The 23,289-nt window shown below is 59.9% G+C and carries 21 protein-coding genes; 1 reads left to right on the top strand and 20 read right to left on the bottom strand.

The features are described from left to right. Positions 1-2 precede the first annotated feature (2 nt). The 19 genes from nuoJ to KGA82_RS00415 all read right to left on the bottom strand — a co-directional run bounded on the left by nuoJ (position 3) and on the right by KGA82_RS00415 (position 21,657). Positions 3-506: an NADH-quinone oxidoreductase subunit J gene (gene nuoJ / locus KGA82_RS00505; protein WP_008032738.1), complete on the bottom strand. Its 504-nt coding sequence runs from the start codon at positions 504-506 to the stop codon at positions 3-5. Positions 507-515: 9 nt separating this feature from the next. Beyond that, positions 516-1,061, bottom strand: coding sequence for an NADH-quinone oxidoreductase subunit NuoI (gene nuoI, locus KGA82_RS00500; protein WP_008032736.1), 546 nt, complete (start codon positions 1,059-1,061; stop codon positions 516-518). Between the two features lie 12 nt (positions 1,062-1,073). Continuing rightward, entirely contained in the window at positions 1,074-2,081 is a 1,008-nt protein-coding gene (nuoH, locus tag KGA82_RS00495; RefSeq protein WP_008032732.1) for an NADH-quinone oxidoreductase subunit NuoH, read from the bottom strand. Then, positions 2,078-4,792, bottom strand: coding sequence for an NADH-quinone oxidoreductase subunit NuoG (gene nuoG / locus KGA82_RS00490; RefSeq protein WP_223436227.1), 2,715 nt, complete (start codon positions 4,790-4,792; stop codon positions 2,078-2,080). The genes nuoH and nuoG overlap by 4 nt, the downstream gene beginning before the upstream one ends. Positions 4,793-4,929: 137 nt before the next feature. Then, positions 4,930-6,285, bottom strand: a complete 1,356-nt coding sequence (nuoF, locus tag KGA82_RS00485) for an NADH-quinone oxidoreductase subunit NuoF (RefSeq protein WP_008032727.1) — start codon at positions 6,283-6,285, stop codon at positions 4,930-4,932. Next, positions 6,282-6,779: an NADH-quinone oxidoreductase subunit NuoE gene (nuoE, locus tag KGA82_RS00480; protein ID WP_008020715.1), complete on the bottom strand. Its 498-nt coding sequence runs from the start codon at positions 6,777-6,779 to the stop codon at positions 6,282-6,284. Before nuoE ends, nuoF begins: the two co-directional genes overlap by 4 nt. Before the next feature lie 2 nt (positions 6,780-6,781). Next, positions 6,782-8,566 (bottom strand): NADH-quinone oxidoreductase subunit C/D, encoded by a 1,785-nt coding sequence (gene nuoC / locus KGA82_RS00475; RefSeq protein WP_008032726.1) that lies wholly within the window; start codon positions 8,564-8,566, stop codon positions 6,782-6,784. A 72-nt stretch (positions 8,567-8,638) separates the two neighbouring features. Then, positions 8,639-9,313, bottom strand: a complete 675-nt coding sequence (locus KGA82_RS00470) for a NuoB/complex I 20 kDa subunit family protein (protein ID WP_008032725.1) — start codon at positions 9,311-9,313, stop codon at positions 8,639-8,641. Positions 9,314-9,323: 10 nt separating this feature from the next. Next, on the bottom strand, positions 9,324-9,737 hold the full coding sequence (locus KGA82_RS00465; protein ID WP_003223812.1) for an NADH-quinone oxidoreductase subunit A: 414 nt from the start codon (positions 9,735-9,737) through the stop codon (positions 9,324-9,326). Positions 9,738-10,398: 661 nt separating this feature from the next. Beyond that, positions 10,399-11,724 carry an isocitrate lyase gene (gene aceA / locus KGA82_RS00460; protein ID WP_008032724.1) on the bottom strand — a complete coding sequence of 442 codons (1,326 nt, stop codon included), beginning with the start codon at positions 11,722-11,724 and terminating at the stop codon, positions 10,399-10,401. Positions 11,725-12,199: 475 nt separating this feature from the next. Continuing rightward, positions 12,200-12,961, bottom strand: coding sequence for a secretin N-terminal domain-containing protein (locus KGA82_RS00455; protein WP_223449316.1), 762 nt, complete (start codon positions 12,959-12,961; stop codon positions 12,200-12,202). A gap of 322 nt (positions 12,962-13,283) precedes the next feature. Further along, entirely contained in the window at positions 13,284-13,709 is a 426-nt protein-coding gene (locus tag KGA82_RS00450; RefSeq protein WP_017339601.1) for a GNAT family N-acetyltransferase, read from the bottom strand. Then, positions 13,702-14,871: a cupin domain-containing protein gene (locus tag KGA82_RS00445; RefSeq protein WP_192227332.1), complete on the bottom strand. Its 1,170-nt coding sequence runs from the start codon at positions 14,869-14,871 to the stop codon at positions 13,702-13,704. The genes KGA82_RS00450 and KGA82_RS00445 overlap by 8 nt, the downstream gene beginning before the upstream one ends. A gap of 86 nt (positions 14,872-14,957) precedes the next feature. After that, on the bottom strand, positions 14,958-16,328 hold the full coding sequence (gene purB, locus KGA82_RS00440) for an adenylosuccinate lyase (protein WP_008032719.1): 1,371 nt from the start codon (positions 16,326-16,328) through the stop codon (positions 14,958-14,960). A gap of 127 nt (positions 16,329-16,455) precedes the next feature. Then, the gene (gene hflD / locus KGA82_RS00435) at positions 16,456-17,079 is read right to left on the bottom strand and encodes a high frequency lysogenization protein HflD (protein ID WP_008032717.1); all 624 of its coding nucleotides are present in this window, start codon (positions 17,077-17,079) and stop codon (positions 16,456-16,458) included. Continuing rightward, positions 17,076-18,221, bottom strand: a complete 1,146-nt coding sequence (mnmA, locus tag KGA82_RS00430; protein ID WP_008041236.1) for a tRNA 2-thiouridine(34) synthase MnmA — start codon at positions 18,219-18,221, stop codon at positions 17,076-17,078. Before mnmA ends, hflD begins: the two co-directional genes overlap by 4 nt. Before the next feature lie 59 nt (positions 18,222-18,280). Continuing rightward, positions 18,281-18,727, bottom strand: a complete 447-nt coding sequence (locus tag KGA82_RS00425; protein WP_008032714.1) for an NUDIX hydrolase — start codon at positions 18,725-18,727, stop codon at positions 18,281-18,283. A 208-nt stretch (positions 18,728-18,935) separates the two neighbouring features. Beyond that, the gene (locus KGA82_RS00420) at positions 18,936-21,161 is read right to left on the bottom strand and encodes an NADP-dependent isocitrate dehydrogenase (protein ID WP_192227333.1); all 2,226 of its coding nucleotides are present in this window, start codon (positions 21,159-21,161) and stop codon (positions 18,936-18,938) included. Positions 21,162-21,429: 268 nt separating this feature from the next. Next, positions 21,430-21,657 (bottom strand): hypothetical protein, encoded by a 228-nt coding sequence (locus tag KGA82_RS00415; RefSeq protein WP_032829130.1) that lies wholly within the window; start codon positions 21,655-21,657, stop codon positions 21,430-21,432. Between KGA82_RS00415 and icd the strand changes: the two genes are divergently transcribed. Further along, positions 21,656-22,912 (top strand): NADP-dependent isocitrate dehydrogenase, encoded by a 1,257-nt coding sequence (icd, locus tag KGA82_RS00410; RefSeq protein ID WP_008033986.1) that lies wholly within the window; start codon positions 21,656-21,658, stop codon positions 22,910-22,912. The two genes, KGA82_RS00415 and icd, sit on opposite strands and share 2 nt — an antisense overlap. Positions 22,913-22,973: 61 nt before the next feature. Here icd and KGA82_RS00405 read toward each other — a convergent pair whose 3' ends face one another. After that, positions 22,974-23,255, bottom strand: coding sequence for a cold shock domain-containing protein (locus KGA82_RS00405; RefSeq protein WP_223449314.1), 282 nt, complete (start codon positions 23,253-23,255; stop codon positions 22,974-22,976). Between the last annotated feature and the right edge of the window lie 34 nt (positions 23,256-23,289).

The following is a 23,289-nucleotide window of genomic DNA, read 5'->3' as shown; positions in this document are numbered from 1 at the left end:
CGTCATTGCTCCTTGGCTTCGTTACGGCCCAAGTGGAACGCCGTCACGGCTGCGGCGAGCAGCAGCATCGAGGCGAGTTCGACCACCAGCAGGTACGGACCGAACAGGCTGATGCCCACGGCCTTGGCGTCTACGGTGGTGTGGCCGACGGCCTGGCCGCTCTGGTGGGAGAACAGCACGTACAGCAGTTCAGCCAGCAGCAGGGCACCGAGAATCACCGGGCCGAGCCAGATGCCGGGCTTGAGCCAGACGCGCTCTTGCTGAACCGAGGCCGGGCCCAGGTTCAGCATCATCACCACGAACACGAACAGCACCATGATGGCGCCAGCGTAGGCGATCACTTCCAGAACACCGGCAAACGGTGCGCCGAGGGCGAAGAACGTCATGGCCACGGCGATCAGCGAAATGATCAGGTAGAGCAGGGCGTGCACAGGGTTGGTGTGGGTGATCACGCGAAGCGTGGACACCACAGCGATACCCGATGCGAAATAGAAAGCGAATTCCATCTTTCTTCCTTAAGGCAGCAAGCTCTTCACGTTGATCGGTTCGGCTTCATTCTGCGCGGAGCCTTTCGGCTTCCCGGCAATCGCCATACCTGCAACACGATAGAAGTTGTAATCAGGGTTTTTGCCGGGGCCGGAGATCAGCAGATCTTCTTTCTCGTAAACCAGGTCCTGACGTTTGAACTCGGCCATCTCGAAATCCGGTGTCAGCTGGATCGCGGTGGTCGGGCAGGCTTCCTCGCAGAGGCCGCAGAAAATGCAGCGCGAGAAGTTGATGCGGAAGAAGTCCGGGTACCAGCGACCGTCTTCGGTTTCAGCTTTCTGCAGCGAGATGCACCCGACCGGGCACGCCACGGCGCACAGGTTGCAGGCTACACAACGCTCTTCGCCATCAGGGTCGCGGGTCAGGACGATACGGCCACGGTAGCGCGGCGGCAGGTAGACCGGTTCTTCCGGGTACTGCAGCGTGTCGCGCTTGCGGAAGGCGTGGCCGAAAATCATCACCAGGCTGCGAAGCTGGGTGAAGAAGCCATGCACGATGTCAAATATGTACTTCATGATTCTCTATCCTCACTGAGCCGCGACGGCGGGCGTGTTGAGCAACACGATCGCAGCGGTCACCAGCATGTTGACGAGGGTCAGCGGCAGGCAGAACTTCCAGCTGAAGTCCATCACTTGGTCATACCGTGGGCGCGGAATCGAGGCGCGCAACAGGATGAAGATCATGATGAAGAACGCGGTTTTCAGCGCAAACCAGATGAACGGGATCTGCGGCAGAATGTTGAACGGACCGTGCCAGCCACCGAAGAACAAGGTCACCAGCAGCGCCGAAATCAACACGATGCCGATGTACTCGCCGACGAAGAACATGCCCCATTTCATGCCGGCGTATTCAATGTGGTAACCGTCAGCCAGTTCCTGCTCCGCTTCCGGCTGGTCGAACGGGTGACGGTGAGTCACGGCGACGCCGGCGATGAAGAAGGTCAGGAAACCGAAGATCTGCGGAATGATGAACCACAGGTTCTGCGCTTGATATTCAACGATGTCGCGCATGTTGAACGAGCCGACCTGGATCACGATGCCCATCAGCGACAGGCCCATGAACACTTCGTACGACACGGTCTGTGCCGAGGCCCGCAAGCTGCCCAGCAGGGCGAACTTGTTGTTACTCGACCAGCCGGCGAACAGCACCGCGTAGACCGACAGACCGGCCATGGCGAAGAAGAACAGGATGCCGATGTTGATGTCCGCCACGCCCCAGGTCGGGGTGATCGGGATGATCGCGAAGGCAATCAGCAGGGCGCTCATGGCGACTACCGGTGCCAGGGTGAAGATCATCTTGTCGGCGAACGGCGGGGTCCAGTCTTCCTTGAAGAACATCTTGATCATGTCGGCCGCGATCTGGAACGCGCCGAACGGGCCGACGCGGTTCGGACCGTAACGGTCCTGCCAGAGGGCGAGCAGACGACGCTCGACCCAGCTCAGCAGCGCGCCGCACACCACCACGGCGAGCAGAATCACGATGGCCTTGAGGACCGCGATGATCACGTCAATCACTTCAGGCGTGAACCAGGTCATTGAGCTGCCTCCTGCAGACCGTCAACGGATTTGCCAAAGATCGCTGGCGGAATGCCCGCGATACCGGCCGGCAATGCGACCAGGCCAGCACCCAGCTCTTCGTTGATGCGCAGTGGCAGACGCAGGGTCTGGCCGGCAACGTTCAAGCTCAGCAGGGCACCGTCGTTGACACCCAGGCGATCCGCTTCGGACTTGGCCAAAGCGACGTAGGCGGCCGGGATGCGTTCCTGAACCGGTGCGGCTTTCGAAGAGTTCTCTTCGCTGCCGAGCAGGTGGAAGAACGGCACGACCTGCCAGGTGCCCGGCGCCGGGTTGAAGGCGCGCGGAACAGCCGAGAACCAGTTCAGCGAATCACCGGTGCTTTCGATCAGGCGGGTGCCCGGGTCGCCAGCGCGGATGTGACCACCGACTTCGTCCTGGAACTTGTTCCAGGCTTGCGGCGAGTTCCAGCCCGGAGACCAGGCGAAAGGCACTTGCTGACGCGGTTCGGCCGAGCCCGAGTAACCTTCCATGGAGAAGGCGAACGCGGTGTCCTTGTCTTGCGGGGTACGCGGTTCGTGCACGTTGATGTCAGCGCGCATGGCGGTACGACCCGAATAACGCAGCGGTTCGCGGGCAAGCTTCATGCCCTTGATGCGGAACGAGGCGGACGGTGCGGCATCGACGATGCGGTTCAGTTGCGGCGTGCTTGCAGCGACGGCAGCGGTGACGTGGTCCAGTTGGGTCCAGTCGATCGGCTGGTTCAGCAAGGTAGCGCGCAGGGCATGCAGCCAGCGCCAGCCTTCGTGAACCAGGATGCTCGCGTCCATGTACTTCGGATCGAAGACCTGGAAGAAGCGCTGGGCGCGGCCTTCCTGGCTGACCAGCGTACCGTCGCCTTCAGCGAAGCTGGCGGCTGGCAGAACCAGGTGCGCGCGATCGCTGGTGGCGGTTTTCTGGTGGTCGGCAACGATCACCACTTTCGCGGCGGTCAGGGCGGCATCGACACGGGCTTTGTCGGTACGGGTGTACAGATCGTTTTCCAGCACGACGATGGCGTCGGCCTTGCCATCGATCACCGCTTGCAGCGCGGCGTCGACCGATTCGCCACCGAGCATGGCCAGGCCGAGGCTGTTGGCCTCTGGCACGATCAGGCTGATGGAACCGTTCTTCTCGCGCAGCTTCAGGGCTTTGGCGATGTTCGCGGCGGCTTCGATCAATGCTTTGGAACCCAGCGAGGTACCGGCAATGATCAGCGGACGCTTGGCCGCGAGCAGGGCGTCGGCAATGCGCTTGGCCAGTTCGAGGGCTTCGGTGTCGAGGCCTTCAACCGCTGGGGCGCTGGCGTCGAGGGCGTGAGCCACGGCGAAACCGATGCGCGCCAGGTCATCTGGAGCGGCGTGAACGCATTCTTCGGCGATGTCGTCGAGCTTGGTTTCAGCCAGGCTGGCGATGAACAGCGGGTTCAGCTCGTGCTGACCGATGTTCTTCACCGCAGCGTCGAGCCAAGGCTGAACGCGCATGCCGTCGGCCATGTCTTCTGCCTTGCCCTTGACCGATTGACGCAGGGACAGCGCCATACGGGCGGCAGTCTGGGTCAGGTCTTCGCCGAGGACGAAGATGGCGTCGTGGTCTTCGATGTCGCGCATGTTCGGGATCGGCAGCGGGCTGTCTTTCAGCACCTGCATGACCAGACGAATGCGTTCCAGCTCGGCGGCTTCGATACCGGAGTAGAAGTGCTCGGCACCGACCAGCTCGCGCAACGCGTAGTTGCTTTCGAGGCTGGCACGCGGCGAACCGATACCGACGATGTTACGACCGCGCAGCAGGTCAGCCGCTTTATCCAGCGCTTCGTCGAGGCTCAGCTTGGTGCCGTTGGCCAGCAGAGGCTGACGCGGGCGGTCTTCGCGGTTGACGTAGCCATAGCCGAAACGGCCACGGTCGCACAGGAAGTACTGGTTGACCGAACCGTTGAAGCGGTTTTCGATCCGACGCAGTTCGCCGTAACGCTCGCCCGGGGAGATGTTGCAACCGCTGGAGCAGCCATGGCAGATGCTCGGCGAGAACTGCATGTCCCACTTGCGGTTGTAGCGCTCGGAGTGAGTCTTGTCGGTGAACACACCGGTCGGACAGACCTCGGTGAGGTTGCCGGAGAATTCGCTTTCCAGTACGCCGTCTTCAACGCGACCGAAGTACACGTTGTCGTGGGCGCCGAACACACCAAGGTCGGTGCCGCCAGCGTAATCCTTATAGAAGCGCACGCAGCGGTAGCAAGCGATGCAGCGGTTCATTTCGTGGGAAATGAACGGGCCCAGTTGCTGGTTCTGGTGGGTACGCTTGGTGAAGCGATAACGGCGCTCGTTGTGGCCGGTCATCACGGTCATGTCTTGCAGGTGGCAGTGACCGCCTTCCTCACAGACCGGGCAGTCGTGCGGGTGGTTGGTCATCAGCCATTCAACAACACTGGCGCGGAAGGCCTTGGACTCTTCATCTTCGATGGAGATCCAGGTGCCGTCGGTGGCAGGGGTCATGCAGGACATGACGATGCGACCGCGGGTGTCGTTCTCGTCGGTGTACTGCTTGACCGCGCACTGGCGGCAAGCGCCAACGCTGCCAAGGGCAGGGTGCCAGCAGAAATAAGGGATATCGAGGCCTAGCGACAGACATGCCTGTAACAGGTTGTCTGCCCCATCGACTTCGAGCTCTTTGCCGTCTACGTGGATAGTGGCCATGGTTCAAAGTTCTTCGTTGGCCCGGTGTCAGCGGGCGTGGCTAATGGAATCTTGTTATTCGCGTGAATCAACACAGCCGTTCAAGGCGTCATCACACGAGAAGGCGAACGGCACGGACCGTTCGCCTTTTTTAAGCGTTAAGCGCCGACTACGATCGGCCTTGCCAGAGGCGGGACGACGGCGCTGACAGGCGCGATGCCGGCTTCGAACTCATGGCGGAAGTATTTGATTGCGCTGCCCAACGGCTCCACGGCACCCGGTGCGTGAGCACAGAAGGTCTTGCCTGGGCCGAGGAAGCCGACCAGACCCAGCAGGGTCTCGATGTCGCCTGGCTGGCCTTCGCCGTTCTCGATGGCCATCAGCAGCTTGACGCTCCATGGCAAGCCATCGCGGCAAGGGGTGCAGAAACCACAGGATTCGCGGGCGAAGAACTGCTCCATGTTGCGCAGCAGGGACACCATGTTGACGCTGTCGTCCACCGCCATGGCCAGGCCGGTACCCATACGGGTGCCCACCTTGGCGATGCCGCCGGCGTACATTTGTGCGTCCAGGTGTTCAGGCAACAGGAAACCGGTACCGGCGCCGCCTGGCTGCCAGGCCTTGAGCTTGTAACCGTCGCGCATGCCGCCGGCGTAGTCTTCGAACAACTCGCGACCGGTGACGCCGAATGGCAATTCCCACAGGCCCGGGTTCTTGACCTTGCCGGAGAAGCCCATGAGCTTGGTGCCCATGTCTTCACTGCCTTCGCGCGCCAACGATTTGTACCAGTCCACGCCATCGGCAATGATCGCCGGGACGTTGCACAGGGTTTCAACGTTGTTCACGCAAGTCGGCTTGCCCCACACGCCAACGGCGGCAGGGAAGGGCGGCTTGGAGCGCGGGTTGGCGCGGCGGCCTTCGAGGGAGTTGATCAGTGCGGTTTCTTCACCGCAGATGTAACGCCCGGCACCGGTGTGGACGAACAGCTCGAAATCGAAGCCGCTGCCCAGGATGTTCTTGCCCAAAAGGCCAGCTGCCTTGGCTTCTTCCACCGCACGGTTGAGGTGCTTGGCGGCGGTGGTGTATTCGCCACGCAGGAAGATGTAGCCACGGTAGGTTTTCAGTGCGCGGGCACTGATCAGCATGCCTTCGATCAGCAGATGGGGCAGTTGCTCCATCAGCATGCGGTCTTTCCAGGTGTTCGGCTCCATTTCATCCGCGTTGCACAGCAGGTAGCGGATGTTGATGGATTCGTCTTTCGGCATCAGGCCCCACTTCACGCCCGTGGGGAAGCCTGCACCGCCGCGACCTTTCAGGCCGGCGTCTTTCACGGTCTGGACGATGTCGTCCTGAGCCATGTCGGCGAAGGCCTTGCGCGCAGCCGCGTAACCGTTTTTGGCCTGGTACTCGTCGAGCCAGACAGCTTCGCCGTCGTCACGCAGACGCCAGGTCAGCGGGTGAGTCTCGGCCGAACGTTTGATGCGGTTGGCAGGACCGAAGGAAGTCAGGGTCATACGTAGCCCTCGAGCAATTTGGCAACGCCGGCAGGCTGCACATCACCGAAAGTGTCGTCGTCGATCATCAACGCCGGCGCCTTGTCGCAGTTGCCGAGGCAGCAGACCGGCAGCAGGGTGAAACGACCGTCGGCGGTGGTCTGGCCCAGGCCGATGCCGAGTTTGCTCTGGATCTCGCTGACTACCGATTCATGGCCGCCGATGTAGCAGACCATGCTGTCGCAGACGCGAATGATGTGGCGACCGACTGGTTGACGGAAGATCTGGCTATAGAAAGTCGCCACGCCTTCAACGTCGCTCGCCGGGATGCCGAGGATCTCGCCGATGGCGTAGAGCGCGCCGTCAGGCACCCAGCCACGTTCCTTCTGGACGATCTTCAGGGCTTCGATCGACGCCGCGCGCGGGTCTTCGTAGTGATGCAGCTCGTGCTCGATGGCCGAGCGCTCGGTTTCACTCAAGGTGAAACGGTCTGTCTGGATAAGCGTGCTGTTCATGCTTAGCGGTCCACGTCGGCCATAACGAAATCGATACTACCCAGGTACGCAATCAAGTCCGCGACCATGCTGCCTTTGATCACCGAAGGGATCTGCTGCAGGTGCGGGAAGCTTGGGGTGCGAATCCGGGTGCGGTAGCTCATGGTGCCGCCATCGCTCGTCAGGTAATAACTGTTGATGCCCTTGGTCGCTTCGATCATCTGGAAGGATTCGTTGGCCGGCATGACCGGGCCCCACGAAACTTGCAGGAAGTGCGTGATCAGGGTCTCGATGTGCTGCAGCGTGCGCTCTTTCGGCGGCGGCGTGGTCAGCGGGTGATCCGCCTTGTACGGGCCTTCCGGCATGTTGCGCATGCACTGGTCGATGATCTTGATGCTCTGGCGCATTTCTTCGACGCGCACGATGCAGCGGTCGTAGGCATCGCCATTGGCGGCCAGCGGCACTTCGAATTCGAAGTTCTCGTAGCCCGAGTATGGACGCGCTTTACGCAGGTCGAAGTCGCAACCGGTCGAACGCAGGCCTGCACCGGTGACGCCCCATTCGAGGGCCTCTTTGGTGTTGTAGGCAGCGACGCCGATGGTCCGGCCACGCAGGATGCTGTTGTCCAGGGCGGCTTTCTGGTATTCGTCCAGACGCTTTGGCATCCACTCGACGAAGTCTTTCACCAGCTTTTCCCAGCCGCGCGGCAGGTCGTGGGCGACGCCGCCGATGCGGTACCAGGCCGGGTGCAGACGGAAGCCGGTAATGGCTTCGATCACCGTGTACGCCTTCTGGCGGTCGGTGAAGGTGAAGAACACCGGGGTCATGGCGCCGACGTCCTGGATGTAGGTCCCCAGGAACAGCAGGTGGCTGGTGATCCGGAAGAACTCGGCCATCATGATGCGGATGACGTCGACCTTCTCGGGCACCTTGATGCCGGCCAGCTTCTCGACCGAGAGCACGTACGGCAGGTTGTTCATCACGCCGCCGAGGTAGTCGATACGGTCGGTGTACGGGATGAAACTGTGCCAGGACTGACGCTCGGCCATCTTCTCGGCACCACGGTGGTGGTAGCCGACGTCCGGTACGCAATCGACGATCTCTTCACCGTCCAGCTGCAGGATGATGCGGAACGCACCGTGCGCGGAAGGGTGGTTGGGACCGAGGTTGAGGAACATGTAGTCCTCGTTCGCACCGGAACGCTTCATGCCCCAGTCTTCAGGCTTGAAGCGCGCGGCTTCTTCCTCAAGCTGTTGCTTGGCCAGGTTCAGGGTGAACGGGTCGAACTCGGTGGCACGGGCCGGGAAGTCCTTGCGCAGCGGGTGACCTTCCCAGGTCGGCGGCATCATGATGCGGGTCAGGTGCGGGTGGCCGGCAAAGTCGATGCCGTACATGTCCCACACTTCACGCTCGTACCAGTTGGCGTTCGGCCAGATCCCGGTGACGGTCGGCACGCTGAGGTCGCTCTCGGACAAGGCGACCTTGATCATCACGTCACTATTACGTTCGATCGACATCAGGTGATAGAACACGGTGAAGTCGGCGCCGCTTGGCAGCCCTTGACGCTTGGTGCGCAGACGCTCGTCCACGCCGTGCAGGTCATAGAGCATGACGTACGGCTTGGGCAGGTTGCGCAGGAAGGTCATCACTTCGACGAGTTTGGCACGGGCAACCCAAAGCACCGGCATGCCGGTGCGGGTAGGCTGGGCGGTGAACGCCTCGGGGCCAAAACGGTTATTCAGTTCGACGACCACATCCTGGTCGTCTGCCTTGTAAGGCGGGATGTACAGAGCACTGCCTGTAGTCATGGTTATTTATCGCTTTCGGTCAACGTAAAGAATGAAGCCAGTGTCTCGTTCTATATAAGAAGCAGATCTGGATCAGACTTCGTCGGGGCTGCGCAGGTTGGTGACTGCGATTCGCTGTTCGCGGCGCTTGTCCTTCTCGGAAGGCATCTCGGCGCGATACACGCCTTGATCGCCAACGACCCAGGAAAGCGGACGACGCTCCTGTCCTATCGACTCCTGCAAAAGCATCAAGCCTTGCAGAAAAGCTTCAGGGCGGGGCGGGCAGCCAGGCACGTAGACGTCCACGGGCAGGAACTTGTCCACCCCTTGAACGACTGAGTAGATGTCGTACATGCCACCGGAGTTGGCGCACGAACCCATGGAGATGACCCATTTAGGTTCGAGCATTTGCTCGTAGAGACGCTGAATGATCGGCGCCATCTTGATGAAGCAGGTACCGGCGATAACCATGAAATCCGCCTGACGCGGCGATGCCCGGATAACCTCGGCGCCAAAGCGCGCGATGTCGTGGGGCGCCGTGAAGGCGGTGGTCATTTCCACGTAGCAGCACGAAAGGCCGAAGTTATACGGCCACAGGGAGTTCTTGCGCCCCCAGTTGATCGTGCCGTTAAGCACGTCTTCGAGCTTGCCCATGAAGATGTTTTTGTGGACTTGATCTTCTAACGGATCGGAAACGGTTTCCCGTTCGCCAATCGGATACTGCTCGTTAGGAGCATCGGGGTCGATCCTGGTGAGATTGTATTGCATTGCCAAAGCCTCATTGTTTCAGCTTCGCTTGCCGCTTACGACGAGCTTCCGGAGCCCAGTCAAGGGCGCCCACTCGGAATAGGTAGACAAGGCCTGCCAACAGAATTGCTATGAAAACGAGAGCTTCGACGAATCCGGTCCAGCCGCTTTCGCGGACGGACACAGACCAGGCAAAGAGAAAAAGGGCTTCGATATCGAAGATCACGAAGAGCATCGCGACCAGATAGAATTTGGCTGAGAGCCGCAAGCGGGCGCCACCTGTAGGTAGCATGCCGGACTCGAACGGTTCGTTTTTGCTGCGGCCCCAGGCTTTTGACCCGAGGAGGCTGGAGACGCCGAGCATGAAGGCGCAAAGGCCGACGACGCCCAGAAGGAAAATGGCAAAGCCCCAGTTGTGGGCCATGAGTCCTGTCGCTTCGGGCATGCTGGTAATCCTTAACAGAGAGCAAAGGTCTCTGAGCTTGAAAAAGAAACAAAGCAGTGACGATATGTCGCAGCAATCAATCCCGCTGATTTTATGGCACAACACCGTGCAAGTAAAATTCCTATAGCGAAATTATTTATAGGAATAAGGACATAGCGCACCTCCAAAGTCCCGCAGCCCATGCGTTGCGGGCATTAGCAGGCTTTTCACCAATTATGTTTTGTAGGGAATGTAACGAACATAGTTTGAGCTAAATGATAATCAATATTGTTTGAAGCGGTTTTCAAACTGTTTAACGGGTAGGTGGGTGGAAAGTTGTCTTATATGCGCGTTACTGCAAGTAGCGGGCGGCACCGTTTTACCCTGTTTTTCTGATCGTGAAACTGCGCTGGATCAAGGATTTTTCCTGAATCACCCCCGTCCCCACCCTCTGTAGGAGCGAGGCTTGCCCGCGAAGAACGATGACGCGGTATGCCAGAAGCACGGCGGCGCATTCTTCGCGGGCAAGTCGGATCGCCGCACCGCTCGCTCCTACAGGGGTCGTATCGTGTAAAAAATGAACGCAAAAAAAACGCCCCGAACCAGTCGGGGCGTCAGATGTGCGGCGTTGCGGTTAGCTTTTTATTCGGTCCGCAACGGCCGTTCGTTCAGGCGAAGCAGATCAGTGGAACTGTTCTTCTTCAGTCGAACCGGTCAGTGCGGTAACCGACGAGGAGCCGCCCTGGATCACGGTGGTCATGTCGTCGAAGTAGCCGGTGCCCACTTCCTGCTGGTGAGCCACGAAGGTGTAACCCTTGGCGGCGTCGGCGAATTCCTGCTCTTGCAGCTTCACGTAGGCAGTCATGTCGTTGCGGGCGTAGTCGTGCGCCAGGTTGAACATGCTGTGCCACATGTTGTGAATGCCGGCCAGGGTGATGAACTGGTGCTTGTAACCCATGGCGGACAGTTCGCGCTGGAACTTGGCGATGGTCGCGTCGTCCAGGTTTTTCTTCCAGTTGAAGGAAGGCGAGCAGTTGTACGACAGCAGTTGGTCCGGGTATTCCTTCTTGATCGCTTCAGCGAAGCGACGGGCTTCGTCCAGGTCCGGCTTGGCGGTTTCGCACCAGATCAGGTCGGCGTACGGAGCGTAAGCCAGGCCGCGAGCGATTGCCTGGTCCAGGCCGGCGCGCACTTTGTAGAAGCCTTCCTGGGTACGTTCGCCAGTCACGAATGGCTGGTCGTACGGGTCGCAGTCGGAAGTCAGCAGGTCAGCCGCGTTAGCGTCGGTACGTGCCAGGATGATGGTCGGAGTACCGGCAACGTCAGCCGCCAGACGGGCAGCGGTCAGCTTCTGTACCGCTTCCTGGGTAGGAACCAGTACCTTGCCGCCCATGTGGCCGCATTTTTTCACGGACGCCAGTTGGTCTTCGAAGTGAACGCCGGCGGCGCCTGCTTCGATCATGCTCTTCATCAGCTCGTAGGCGTTCAGTACGCCGCCGAAACCGGCTTCAGCGTCAGCCACGATTGGTGCGAAGTAGTCGATGTAACCTTCGTCGCCCGGGCCCTTGCCGGCTTTCCACTGGATCTGGTCGGCACGACGGAACGAGTTGTTGATGCGCTTGACCACGGTTGGAACCGAGTCCACCGGGTACAGCGACTGGTCCGGGTACATCGATTCGGCGGAGTTGTTGTCCGCAGCAACCTGCCAGCCCGACAGGTAGATCGCCTGGATACCGGCTTTGACTTGTTGTACAGCCTGGCCGCCGGTCAGGGCGCCCATGCAGTTGACGAAATCTTTCTCAGGACGGAAGGACGGCTTGGCGCCCTGGGTGACCAGGTTCCAGAGCTTCTCGGCGCCGAGTTTTGCAAAGGTGTGCTCAGGTTGAACCGAGCCACGCAGGCGGACGACGTCAGCAGCGGAGTAAGCGCGTGTCACGCCTTTCCAGCGTGGGTTTTCAGCCCAGTCTTTTTCGAGGGCTGCAATTTGCTGTTCGCGTGTCAGTGCCATGGAGATAAACCTCGTCGCGTCTTTTACGGAAAGTTGTTCTGCGGTGGAAAATTCATGCGCTCGCAGACCAGAAGCTTAGGCGGTCAAGTCGAATTCGGCGGGGTTGGCGACGGGATGAACGATGGGCTCGAGGGGAAGTGAGCAGGTAAGGGCGGACTGGCGAGCGCATTCGGGCGTCGTGGGCCTTTATACGAACTTCAGTGTGATGCCGGGTTACCTAAATACGCTTCCGTCCCTCGGGACAACTTCGTTCCAGTCGGCAACCTCGTCAAACACACCTTGTGGGCGGTACAGACACGAAACGGCTCGCGGGGTAGGTGCGAGCATCGCCTCGAAGGCCCTTGCCAGGGCCCCTGATTAGCGGGAGCGAGGCCATCATGCCTTCGCTTTTTTGGCTCGTCAAACGTTTTGTAGTGCTTTTTTTATGGCACTACATCTTTGGTCTAATACGACTAATCAGTCAGTTTTTGGTGGTTTAGTCCAAAGTATCGACTTTCACCCGCAGGGTCATGTCATCCCGGCCCTGAGTCGAGTAGCTGCGGGTCATGCCCTGTTTGTCGGCCTGAGTCTGGTGATTCACGCCAGCGAGGGTGATCCATTCGCCGAGGCGGCCGGTGACGGTTGTGTCGGTGCTTTGCACGTTCACTACATCGGGACGTTCCTGGCTCATGCGGTCACGGTTGGTACTGATCGACAGGTGAACGATGTCGCCGGTGATGCTGGCGGTGACATAGAAACCCTGGGTGACGTTGCGGTATTCGGTCTGGCTGCGGGGATCGCCATACGAATCGATCTGCGTGCTGGTCAACGGCACGCTCTGGCCGACCTGGATCAGCGCCGGTGTGCCTTCGCTGGCCTGGACTTGCTGAATGCCGCCGTCACGGCTTTCGGTGCTGCGATTGATGATTCGGGTCTGGCTGGGTTTGGCGCCGTTCACCGAATAACCCTGATCGCCCTGGAAGTTGTTTTCGTTGGTGTCGACGGTGATCAACAGGCGCTTGGGCTGAGTGTCGAGTTGGGCGATAAGCGCTTTAAGTTCGTCGATCTTGCGTTGATCGGCATTGACGATCAGTTGGTTGCCGTAGGCGCTGACCTGGCCGTCCTTGCCGATAAAATCCTGCGCCATTGGCAGCATGTCGGCGCTGGTGTGGTAGTTCAACGGCACGATCTCGGTGGCTGCCATGACCGAAAAACTGCAGGTCAGCAGCAGCGTGGTGAGCAGGGTGCGTAGGGACATATCCGTTATCTCCGGCCTTGAAGTTTGTGTGTAGGAGCCAGCTTGCTGGCGATGGTCGTCAACGATGACGCTGGAAGCCTGATAGCCCGCGGCGCTCTCACGACCATCGCGAGCAGGCTCGCTCCTACAGGTCTTGAGTTTGCCAGTTTGTCGGCCCGGCGTGGGGCAAGTTGAATCGTAGACAGCAAAACGCCCCGGCATCCGAAAATGGCGGGGCGTTTTGTGGTGTGCTTTCGGGCCTCTTCGCGGGCAAGCCTCGCTCCTACAGGTTCAGTGTGATTCTGTAGGAGCGAAGCTTGCTCGCGAAGGCCGCGCCGCGGTTTTAAGCGGAGTGCCGCACCATGTCCACATGCGGAATCCCGGCTTCCAGGAACTCCTCGCTGACCAGGCTGAAGCCAAGGCGCTCATAGAACGCCGTCGCCTGCACCTGCGCGCTCAGCATCTGCTGCTTCAGCCCGCGCTTCTCGGCTTCGCCGATCACCGCTTGCATCAGCGCGTCGCCAACCTTCAAGCCGCGCCAGTCTTTCAGCACCGAAACCCGGCCAACATGCCCATCGGGCAGCAAGCGTGCGGTGCCAATCGGAAAGTCACCTTCGAAGGCCAGGAAATGCACTGCTGTCGCGTCATCTGCATCCCATTCCAGCTCGGGCGGAACGGATTGCTCGGCGATGAACACCGTCTCACGAATGCGCCGGATCTCGGCGTTATCCTTTTGCCAGTCTGCGACACGTACGTGAATTTTATTCATCGGCAAACCCCAGGCTTCCTTGCTTGATCAGTTCGCAAATCAAGCCGCGACCGTCTTCGTCGCTCAGCCATTCGCCGAGGTTGTCGATGTGCAGCGCATCGGCGGCACAGATCAACTTCAGCAGGTCGCGCAGTTTGCCCGGCAGATAACGGCTCTGACCGCTGGCGAACAGCAGCAGGTCGTCATCGACTTCGGACCAGGCCATACGGGCGCTCGGGTTGCGGATCAGTACGGCGCCTTGCTCCAGGCTGGCAAGCAGGTCGTCTTCTTCGATTTCTTCAGGGCCGACCACCAGTTCCGGGTAGCGCGGTTCGGTCATGAACTGGCCGAACCAGGTCAGCAGCAGGCGTTCGTCGCTCATGTGCTCGGCCAGCAGGGCTTTCAGGCGATCGAGGGCGTCGTGCTGGATCTGATGCGGATCAACTGCCGGCAGGGCGTCGGCGTCGGTGTAACGCTCTTCGTCAGTCAGGAACTGGCTGAGGAAGTCGGTGAAGTGGGTCAGCACTTCAGCGGCGCTCGGTGCGCGGAAACCTACGGAGTAGGTCAGGCAGTCATCGACGGCCACGCCGCAGTGGGCCAGGCGTGGCGGCAGGTAGAGCATGTCGCCCGGTTCCAGGACCCACTCATCGGTGGCTTCGAAATCAGCCAGGATGCGCAGGTCTGCGTGTTGCAGCATCGGGCTTTCGGAGTTGCACATCTGGCCGATTTTCCAGTTGCGCTTGCCGTGGCCTTGCAGCAGGAACACGTCGTAGTTGTCGAAGTGCGGACCGACGCTGCCACCTGGGGCGGCAAAGCTGATCATCACGTCGTCGATGCGCCAGCTCGGCAGGAAGCGGAACTGTTCCAGCAGTTCGCTGACTTCCGGCACGAACTGGTCAACCGCTTGCACCAGCAGGGTCCATTCGGTTTCCGGCAGCTTGCTGAATTCGTCTTCGGCGAACGGGCCGCGGCGCAATTCCCAAGGGCGCTCGCCGTGCTCGATGATCAGGCGCGATTCAACTTCTTCTTCCAGCGCCAGGCCGGCCAGTTCGTCGGCGTCGATCGGGCTTTCGAAATCAGGGATTGCCTGACGGATCAGCAGGGGTTTTTTCTGCCAGTAGTCACGCAGGAACTCGCGCGCCGTGATGCCGCCCAGAAGTTGAAGAGGAATGTCAGGATTCATGTGTAACCTATTGAAAAAAAGCACTTTTCAGACGGGAATAAAAACGCCCGGCGCTGCCGGGCGTCTCAAACGGGTAAAACGGTCGATCAGATGCGCTTGGCTTGCTCTACAGCGTTGCCGATGTAGTTCGCCGGGGTGAGCAGTTTCAGCTCGGCCTTGGCGGCGGCAGGCATGTCCAGCCCGTCGATGAAAGTTTGCAGCGCTTCAGGGCTGATGCCCTTGCCACGGGTCAACTCTTTCAGCTTCTCGTACGGGTTTTCGATGTTGTAGCGACGCATCACGGTCTGGATCGGCTCGGCCAGGACTTCCCAGCAAGCATCGAGGTCAGCAGCGATTTTCTGAGCGTTGAGCTCCAGTTTGCTGATGCCTTTGAGGCTGGCTTCGTACGCGATCACGCTGTGGGCGAAGCCGACACCGAGGTTGCGCAGTACGGTGGAGTCGGTCAGGTCGCGCTGCCAGCGGGAGATCGGCAGTTTGCTCGCCAGGTGCTGGAACAGTGCGTTGGCGATGCCCAGGTTGCCTTCGGAGTTTTCGAAGTCGATCGGGTTGACCTTGTGCGGCATGGTCGACGAACCGATTTCGCCAGCGATGGTGCGCTGTTTGAAATAACCCAGGGAGATGTAGCCCCAGATGTCGCGGTCGAAGTCGATCAGGATGGTGTTGAAACGCGCGATCGCGTCGAACAGCTCGGCGATGTAGTCGTGCGGTTCGATCTGTGTGGTGTATGGGTTGAAGCCCAGGCCCAGCTCGTCTTCGATGAAGGCGCGGGCGTTGGCTTCCCAGTCGATCTCAGGGTAGGCCGACAGGTGAGCGTTGTAGTTGCCGACTGCGCCGTTGATCTTGCCCAGCAGCGGAACGGCAGCGACTTGAGCGATTTGACGCTCCAGACGGTAAACCACGTTTGCCAGTTCTTTGCCCAGGGTGGTCGGCGAGGCTGGTTGACCGTGGGTACGCGACAGCATCGGCACGTCAGCGAAACGGATGGCCAGTTCGCGGATGGCTTCGGCAGTCTGGCGCATCAGCGGCAGCATGACGTCATCACGGCCTTCGCGCAGCATCAGGGCGTGGGACAGGTTGTTGATGTCCTCGCTGGTGCAGGCAAAGTGGATGAATTCGCTGACAGCCGCCAGTTCCGGCAGCTTGGCCGCTTGCTCTTTGAGCAGGTATTCGATGGCTTTGACGTCGTGGTTGGTGGTGCGCTCGATCTCTTTGACACGCTCGGCGTGCTCCAGAGAGAAGTTTTCCGCCAGGGTGTTCAGCACAGCGTTGGCTTCGGCGGAGAACGCCGGCACTTCGCTGATGGCAGGGTGAGCGGCGAGGCGCTGGAGCCAGCGCACTTCAACCAGCACGCGAGCACGGATCAGGCCGTATTCGCTGAAAATTGGGCGCAGGGCCTGGGTTTTGCCGGCGTAGCGGCCGTCAACAGGGGAAACCGCAGTGAGCGAAGAAAGCTGCATGGGGTGTTCTCGGACAGTCGGGCAACGAAATGGGGCGCGTATCATACATGAAAAAATCCGCCGGTCCGTTGCCAACTGACCAGCGTATTACGCGTTACTGACTACAAAACGGTGTTGCGGGCGCGGTTCAGCTGCTGCGCATCAGCGGGTAAAGCTCTTTCAGCAATTTGCGGCGGCTGACGACCAACTGCCAGCGATGACCACCCAACTGCCGCCACAGGCGCGCCGAACGAATCCCGGCCAGCAACAGCGCACGGATCTTCGAAGCGTTGCTCGGCTGCTGCAGGTTGCGCATGTCACCGTGAACCTGAATCCGTTGGCGCAAGGTGCTCAGGGTGTCCTGGTACAGCGCGCCGCAAGCGGCGATCACATTTTCGTGCGCCGGGCCGAAGTGTTCGACCTGGGATTGAATCTGCGGCAGGCGTTTGCCGATCACCTCGAGCATGTCGCCGCGCTTGGCCAGTTGACGCTCCAGCCCGAGCATTGCCAGGGCGTAGCGCAGCGGTTCGCGCTGCAGGGTGCTCGGGTCACGTTCAAGGGCGCCGATCAGTGCGCGATAACCTTCGCGCAGATTGATGTCGTCGCCGCCGTAGACTTCCAGCGTGTCCTTGGGGTCGCGAATCAGCAGGCTGCCAAGCATGCAGGTCAGGCCGGCTTCGCTGGTCTGGCCGGTCTTGGCGATCTTGTCGACAAGGACGGCGGCGAGAAACACGCCGCCCAGCGCCGTCAGTTGCTCCTGAGTGGGGCTCATTGCTGCTCGCCTTGAAGGGTGCCTTTGCTGGTCCACGGTTCCGCCACTTCAATCACGCCGCCGCCGAGGCAGATTTCGCCGTCGTAGAACACCACGGACTGACCTGGAGTGACCGCGCGTTGCGGCTCATCGAAGGTCGCGCGGTAGCCGGTGGCGGTTTTCTCCAGCGTGCACGACTGGTCGCTCTGGCGATAACGCACTTTGGCGGTCAGTTTGCGCGGCTCGCTCAAGTCGATCGGGTTGACCCAATAGATGTCCGAGGCGAGCAGGGCGCGGGAGAACAGGTAAGGGTGGTCATTGCCCTGGCCAACGATCAGTTCGTTGTGCTCCAGGTCTTTGATCAGCACGTACCACGGCTCGTCACTGGCGTCTTTCAAGCCGCCGATGCCCAGGCCCTGACGCTGGCCGATGGTGTGGTACATCAAGCCGTGGTGGCGGCCGATGACTTCACCTTCGGTGGTTTTGATTTCGCCTGGCTGCGCCGGCAGGTACTGCTTGAGGAAGTCGCTGAAGCGGCGTTCGCCGATGAAGCAGATCCCGGTGGAATCCTTTTTCTTCGCGGTGGCGAGTTCGTATTTCTCGGCAATCGCCCGCACTTGCGGTTTTTCCAGCTCGCCGACCGGGAACAGGGTCTTGGCGATCTGTTCGCCGCCGACGGCGTGCAGGAAGTAGCTCTGGTCCTTGTTCGGGTCCAGGCCCTTGAGCAGTTCGGTGCGGCCGTCGATGTCGCGGCGGCGCACGTAGTGGCCGGTGGCGATCAGGTCGGCGCCGAGCACCATGGCGTAGTCGAGGAACGCCTTGAACTTGATTTCGCGGTTGCACAGGATGTCCGGGTTCGGCGTGCGACCGGCCTTGTATTCGGCCAGGAAGTGCTCGAACACGTTGTCCCAGTACTCGGCGGCGAAGTTGGCGGTGTGTAGCTTGATGCCAATTTTGTCGCACACGGCCTGGGCGTCCGCCAGGTCGTCCATGGCGGTGCAGTATTCCGTTCCATCGTCTTCTTCCCAGTTCTTCATGAACAGGCCTTCCACCTCATAACCCTGCTCGATCAGCAGGAGGGCGGAAACGGAAGAGTCCACGCCGCCGGACATGCCGACAATGACGCGCTTCTTTTGTGTGTCAGAAGGGGCTGGATCACGCATAGGGATTCAATGAGTGTCTTGAAAAAGGACGCGATTCTAGCAGGCCGCAGCCCACAAGGCTAAAGAGAAGGGCGGATCAGTTCGAGGCCGAAGTGTTTACCGTCCAGATAATCATCGATACAGCGGATGATCAGCTCACTGCGCCAGTTTGCGCGTTGTGCCAGCAGTTCGTCACGCGTCAGCCATTTTGCGCCGACGATGCCGTCATCCAGCTGATAGTCGGGGTGGTGCTTGAGCGCTTTTGCAATGAAGCAGACTCGCTGATACGTCACGCCGTTGCTGGGCGCGGTGTAGAGGTAAATGCCCACCACGCCGGTCGCCTCGACGTCCCAGCCGGTTTCTTCGAGGGTTTCGCGTACGGCGGCTTCGGTCAGGGTTTCGTTCGGGTCGAGGTGGCCGGCGGGCTGGTTGAGTACCGTCCGTCCGTGCTTGGTTTCTTCGACCATCAGGAAGCGGCCATTGTCTTCGACGATGGTGGCGACGGTGATGTGGGGTTTCCAGTCCATGAAGCTTCCTCAATTTCCAATTGAAATACGGACCCTGTAGGAGCCGGCTTGCTGGCGATTGCGTTTTATCATTCAACATTTTGTTGGCTGATACACCGCGATCGCCAGCAAGCCGGCTCCTACAGGGATTGTGTTCGGCAGATAGATTGTAGAAACCACAAACAGAAACCCCGGCACTGGGCCGGGGCTTCTTTGCATCCTTACAACCTTAAACCAGCGCAGCGATCGCGGCGTTGAAAGTGTTGCTCGGGCGCATGGCCTTGCTGATCAGCTCGGCATTGGCGTGGTAGTAACCGCCGATGTCCACTGGCTTGCCCTGAACGGCGTTGAGCTCGGCAACGATGGTCGCCTCGTTCTCGGTCAGGGTTTTTGCCAGTTCGCCGAACTGCGCTTGCAGTGCAGCGTCTTCAGTCTGGGCGGCCAGGGCCTGAGCCCAGTACAGCGCCAGGTAGAAGTGGCTGCCGCGGTTGTCGATGTTGCCGACTTTGCGCGATGGCGACTTGTTGTTGTCCAGGAACTGGCCGGTGGCCTGGTCCAGGGTCTTGGCCAGAACCAGCGCCTTAGGGTTGTTGTAAGTAACGCCCAGGTGCTCAAGGGAAGCGGCCAGAGCGAGGAACTCGCCCAGGGAATCCCAGCGCAGGAAGTTCTCTTCCAGCAGCTGCTGAACGTGCTTCGGTGCCGAACCGCCGGCGCCGGTTTCGAACAGACCGCCGCCGTTCATCAGCGGAACGATCGACAGCATCTTGGCGCTGGTGCCCAGTTCCATGATCGGGAACAGGTCGGTCAGGTAGTCGCGCAGTACGTTGCCGGTCACCGAGATGGTGTCCTTGCCTTCGCGGGTGCGGCCCAGGGTGAAGGCCATCGCGTCGACTGGCGACATGATGCGGATGTCCAGGCCGGAGGTGTCGTGATCCTTCAGGTAAGCCTGAACTTTCTCGATCACTACGCCGTCGTGAGCGCGCATTGGGTCCAGCCAGAAAATCGCTGGGGTGCTGCTTGCGCGAGCACGGTTGACGGCCAGTTTGACCCAGTCCTGGATCGGCGCGTCTTTGGTCTGGCACATGCGGAAGATGTCGCCGGCTTCAACCGACTGCTCCAGCAACAAGGCGCCTTTGCTGTCCGTCACGCGGACAACGCCGTTGGTCTTGATCTGGAAAGTCTTGTCGTGCGAGCCGTACTCTTCGGCTTTTTTCGCCATCAGGCCAACGTTTGGCACGCTGCCCATGGTGGTCGGATCGAAAGCGCCGTGCAGCTTGCAGTCTTCGATAACGGCCTGGTAGATGGTGGCGTAGCAGCGATCCGGGATCACAGCCTTGGTGTCGTGCAGCTGACCGTCAGTGCCCCACATTTTGCCGGAGTCACGGATCATCGCCGGCATCGAGGCGTCGACGATCACGTCGCTCGGCACGTGCAGGTTGGTGATGCCTTTGTCGGAGTTGACCATGGCCAACGACGGACGAACGGCGTAGACCGCCTGGATGTCCGCTTCGATCTGCGCTTGTTGCTCGGCAGGCAAAGCCTTGATGCGAGCGTACAGGTCGCCGATGCCGTTGTTCAGGTTGAAGCCGATCTGTGCCAGCACGTCAGCGTGCTTGGCCAGTGCGTCTTTATAGAACTCGGCAACGATCTGGCCGAACATGATCGGGTCGGAGACCTTCATCATGGTGGCTTTCAGGTGAACCGACAGCAGCACGCCCTTGGCTTTGGCGTCTTCGATCTCGGCAGCGATGAAGCTGCGCAGAGCGTTTTTGCTCATGACCGCGCAATCGAGGATCTCACCGGCTTGCACGGTGGTCTTTTCTTTCAGGACGGTGGTGGTGCCGTCTTGAGCGATCAGTTCGATTTTGACGGCGTCAGCGGCGTCGATCAGGGCGGCTTTTTCGCTGCCGTAGAAATCGCCGGTGCTCATGTGCGCGACGTGGGACTTGGAGTCCGCAGCCCAGGCGCCCATTTTGTGCGGGTGCTTGCGAGCGTAGTTCTTGACCGACAGCGGGGCACGACGATCGGAGTTGCCTTCGCGCAGAACCGGGTTCACGGCGCTGCCCTTGATCTTGTCGTAGCGCGACTTGGCTTCTTTGTCGGCGTCGCTGGTCACGGTTTCCGGGTAGTCCGGCAGTGCGAAGCCCTGGGCTTGCAGCTCTTTGATCGCGGCCTGCAGTTGCGGAACCGAAGCACTGATGTTCGGCAGCTTGATGATGTTGGCTTCTGGCGTAACGGCCAGGTCGCCCAGTTCGGCGAGGTGGTCGGCTACGGCTTTGTCACCCAATTGCTCGGGGAAGCTGGCCAGGATGCGCCCTGCAAGAGAGATATCGCGGGTTTCAACGGCGATATCAGCCGAAGCGGTGAACGCTTCTACGATAGGCAACAGTGAATAGGTGGCGAGGGCTGGGGCTTCGTCGGTGAAGGTATAGATGATCTTCGAGCGGGTGGGCATATTCGGATTAACTCTCTCTTCTTTGCTAAAGCGTGCGCAGAAACTCGAGGGGCGCCGGGTAAGCGCGTTCGTTCAAAGTCATCCATGAGCCGAATGTCGAGATTTGTGCGCGGTGATGTTGGGTGCATCAGTCGAGCGTCAAGCGGGTGGACTGCGGTAACAGTCCTGCTTTTTCGGGTCCAAAGTCTCGTGCTAGAGAGGTCGGCCGTCGTGACTCTGTGGTCAGCGGGCGGCATTATACATAGGTAGCTGGCAATCTGCCGATGGTTCATACGTAACGATTGTCGTCCATTGGTCTAAAGGTCGCAGGGGAGTGCAGGGCGTAGAGTCGTTGGCCGTGCTTGAGTTTGGCGCTTTTCCCTTTGCTTTCAGGCTTGTAGAACACGAACTGCGCAGCTTTGCAGTCGATGGGCAGAACATAGGGTTTGCGCGCCGATTTAACTGGGGTACGCTCGGACGAAGCCAGATGTTCAATCCAAACAATGGAGTTCAGCATGGGATACAAGAAGATTCAGGTTCCAGCAGTCGGCGACAAAATCACCGTCAACGCGGACCATTCTCTCAATGTTCCTAACAACCCGATCATCCCCTTCATCGAAGGCGATGGTATTGGCGTTGATATCAGCCCGGTCATGATCAAGGTTGTCGATGCTGCTGTTAAGAAGGCTTACGGCGGCGAGCGCAAAATTTCCTGGATGGAAGTCTACGCCGGGGAGAAAGCGACTCAGGTTTACGATCAGGACACCTGGCTGCCTCAGGAAACCCTGGACGCAGTCAAGGATTACGTGGTTTCCATCAAGGGCCCTCTGACCACGCCGGTCGGCGGCGGCATTCGTTCCCTGAACGTGGCCCTGCGTCAGCAACTCGACCTGTACGTTTGCCTGCGCCCGGTGCGCTGGTTCGAAGGCGTGCCTAGCCCGGTCAAGAAGCCAGGCGACGTCGACATGACCATCTTCCGTGAAAACTCGGAAGACATTTATGCCGGTATCGAGTGGAAGGCCGGTTCGCCGGAAGCGACCAAGGTCATCAAGTTCCTCAAAGAAGAAATGGGCGTCACCAAGATCCGTTTCGACGAAAACTGCGGTATCGGCGTCAAGCCGGTGTCCCTGCAAGGCACCAAGCGTCTGGCGCGCAAGGCCCTGCAGTACGTGGTCGACAACGACCGCGACTCGCTGACCATCGTGCACAAAGGCAACATCATGAAGTTCACCGAAGGTGCCTTCAAGGAATGGGCCTACGAAGTGGCGGCTGAAGAGTTCGGCGCGACCCTGCTCGATGGCGGTCCGTGGATGCAGTTCAAGAACCCGAAAACCGGCAAGAACGTCATCGTCAAGGACGCCATCGCCGACGCCATGCTCCAGCAGATCCTGCTGCGCCCGGCCGAATACGATGTGATCGCGACCCTGAACCTGAACGGCGACTACCTCTCCGACGCCCTGGCGGCGGAAGTGGGCGGTATCGGTATCGCGCCGGGTGCCAACCTGTCCGACACCATCGCCATGTTCGAAGCGACCCACGGTACTGCGCCGAAGTACGCCGGCAAGGACCAGGTCAACCCGGGCTCGCTGATCCTGTCCGCCGAGATGATGTTGCGTCACCTGGGCTGGACCGAAGCGGCCGACCTGATCATCAAAGGCACCAACGGCGCGATTTCCGCGAAGACCGTGACCTATGACTTCGAACGTCTGATGGACGGCGCGAAGCTGGTGTCGTCTTCCGGGTTTGGCGATGCACTGATTTCGCACATGTAAGCGAATCGGCACAAAAAAACCGCCTTCGGGCGGTTTTTTTATGACTGGGTGACGGCTTGCGTCAGTTCGACACTGTTTCTTTGTGGGGGGCGGGTGTGGGTAGTTCGTTAGAGGCAGGCGCCGCCGTAATCTTCACGGCGTGCAGGCCTTTAGGGCCCTGGACGATCTCGAATTTCACGAGTTGCCCGGCCTTGAGGGTTTTGTACCCGTCCATTTCAATGGCGGAATAATGGGCGAAGAAATCAATAAGGCAACCATCCTCGTGGCGACCTTCACTGGTGTCGGTATTGATGAAACCGAACCCTTTGGCATTGTTGAACCATTTCACCTTACCGACAGCCATGCTCATATCCCTCTGCAACAGACTCCATCACTGG

Origin of the sequence: Pseudomonas sp. BF-RE-22 (assembly GCF_019956155.1) — a bacterium.
In the GTDB taxonomy this organism is placed as follows: Bacteria; Pseudomonadota; Gammaproteobacteria; order Pseudomonadales; family Pseudomonadaceae; genus Aquipseudomonas; species Aquipseudomonas migulae.
Note: the sequence above shows the minus strand (reverse complement) of the source record. Positions and strands in the feature narration are given on the sequence as shown.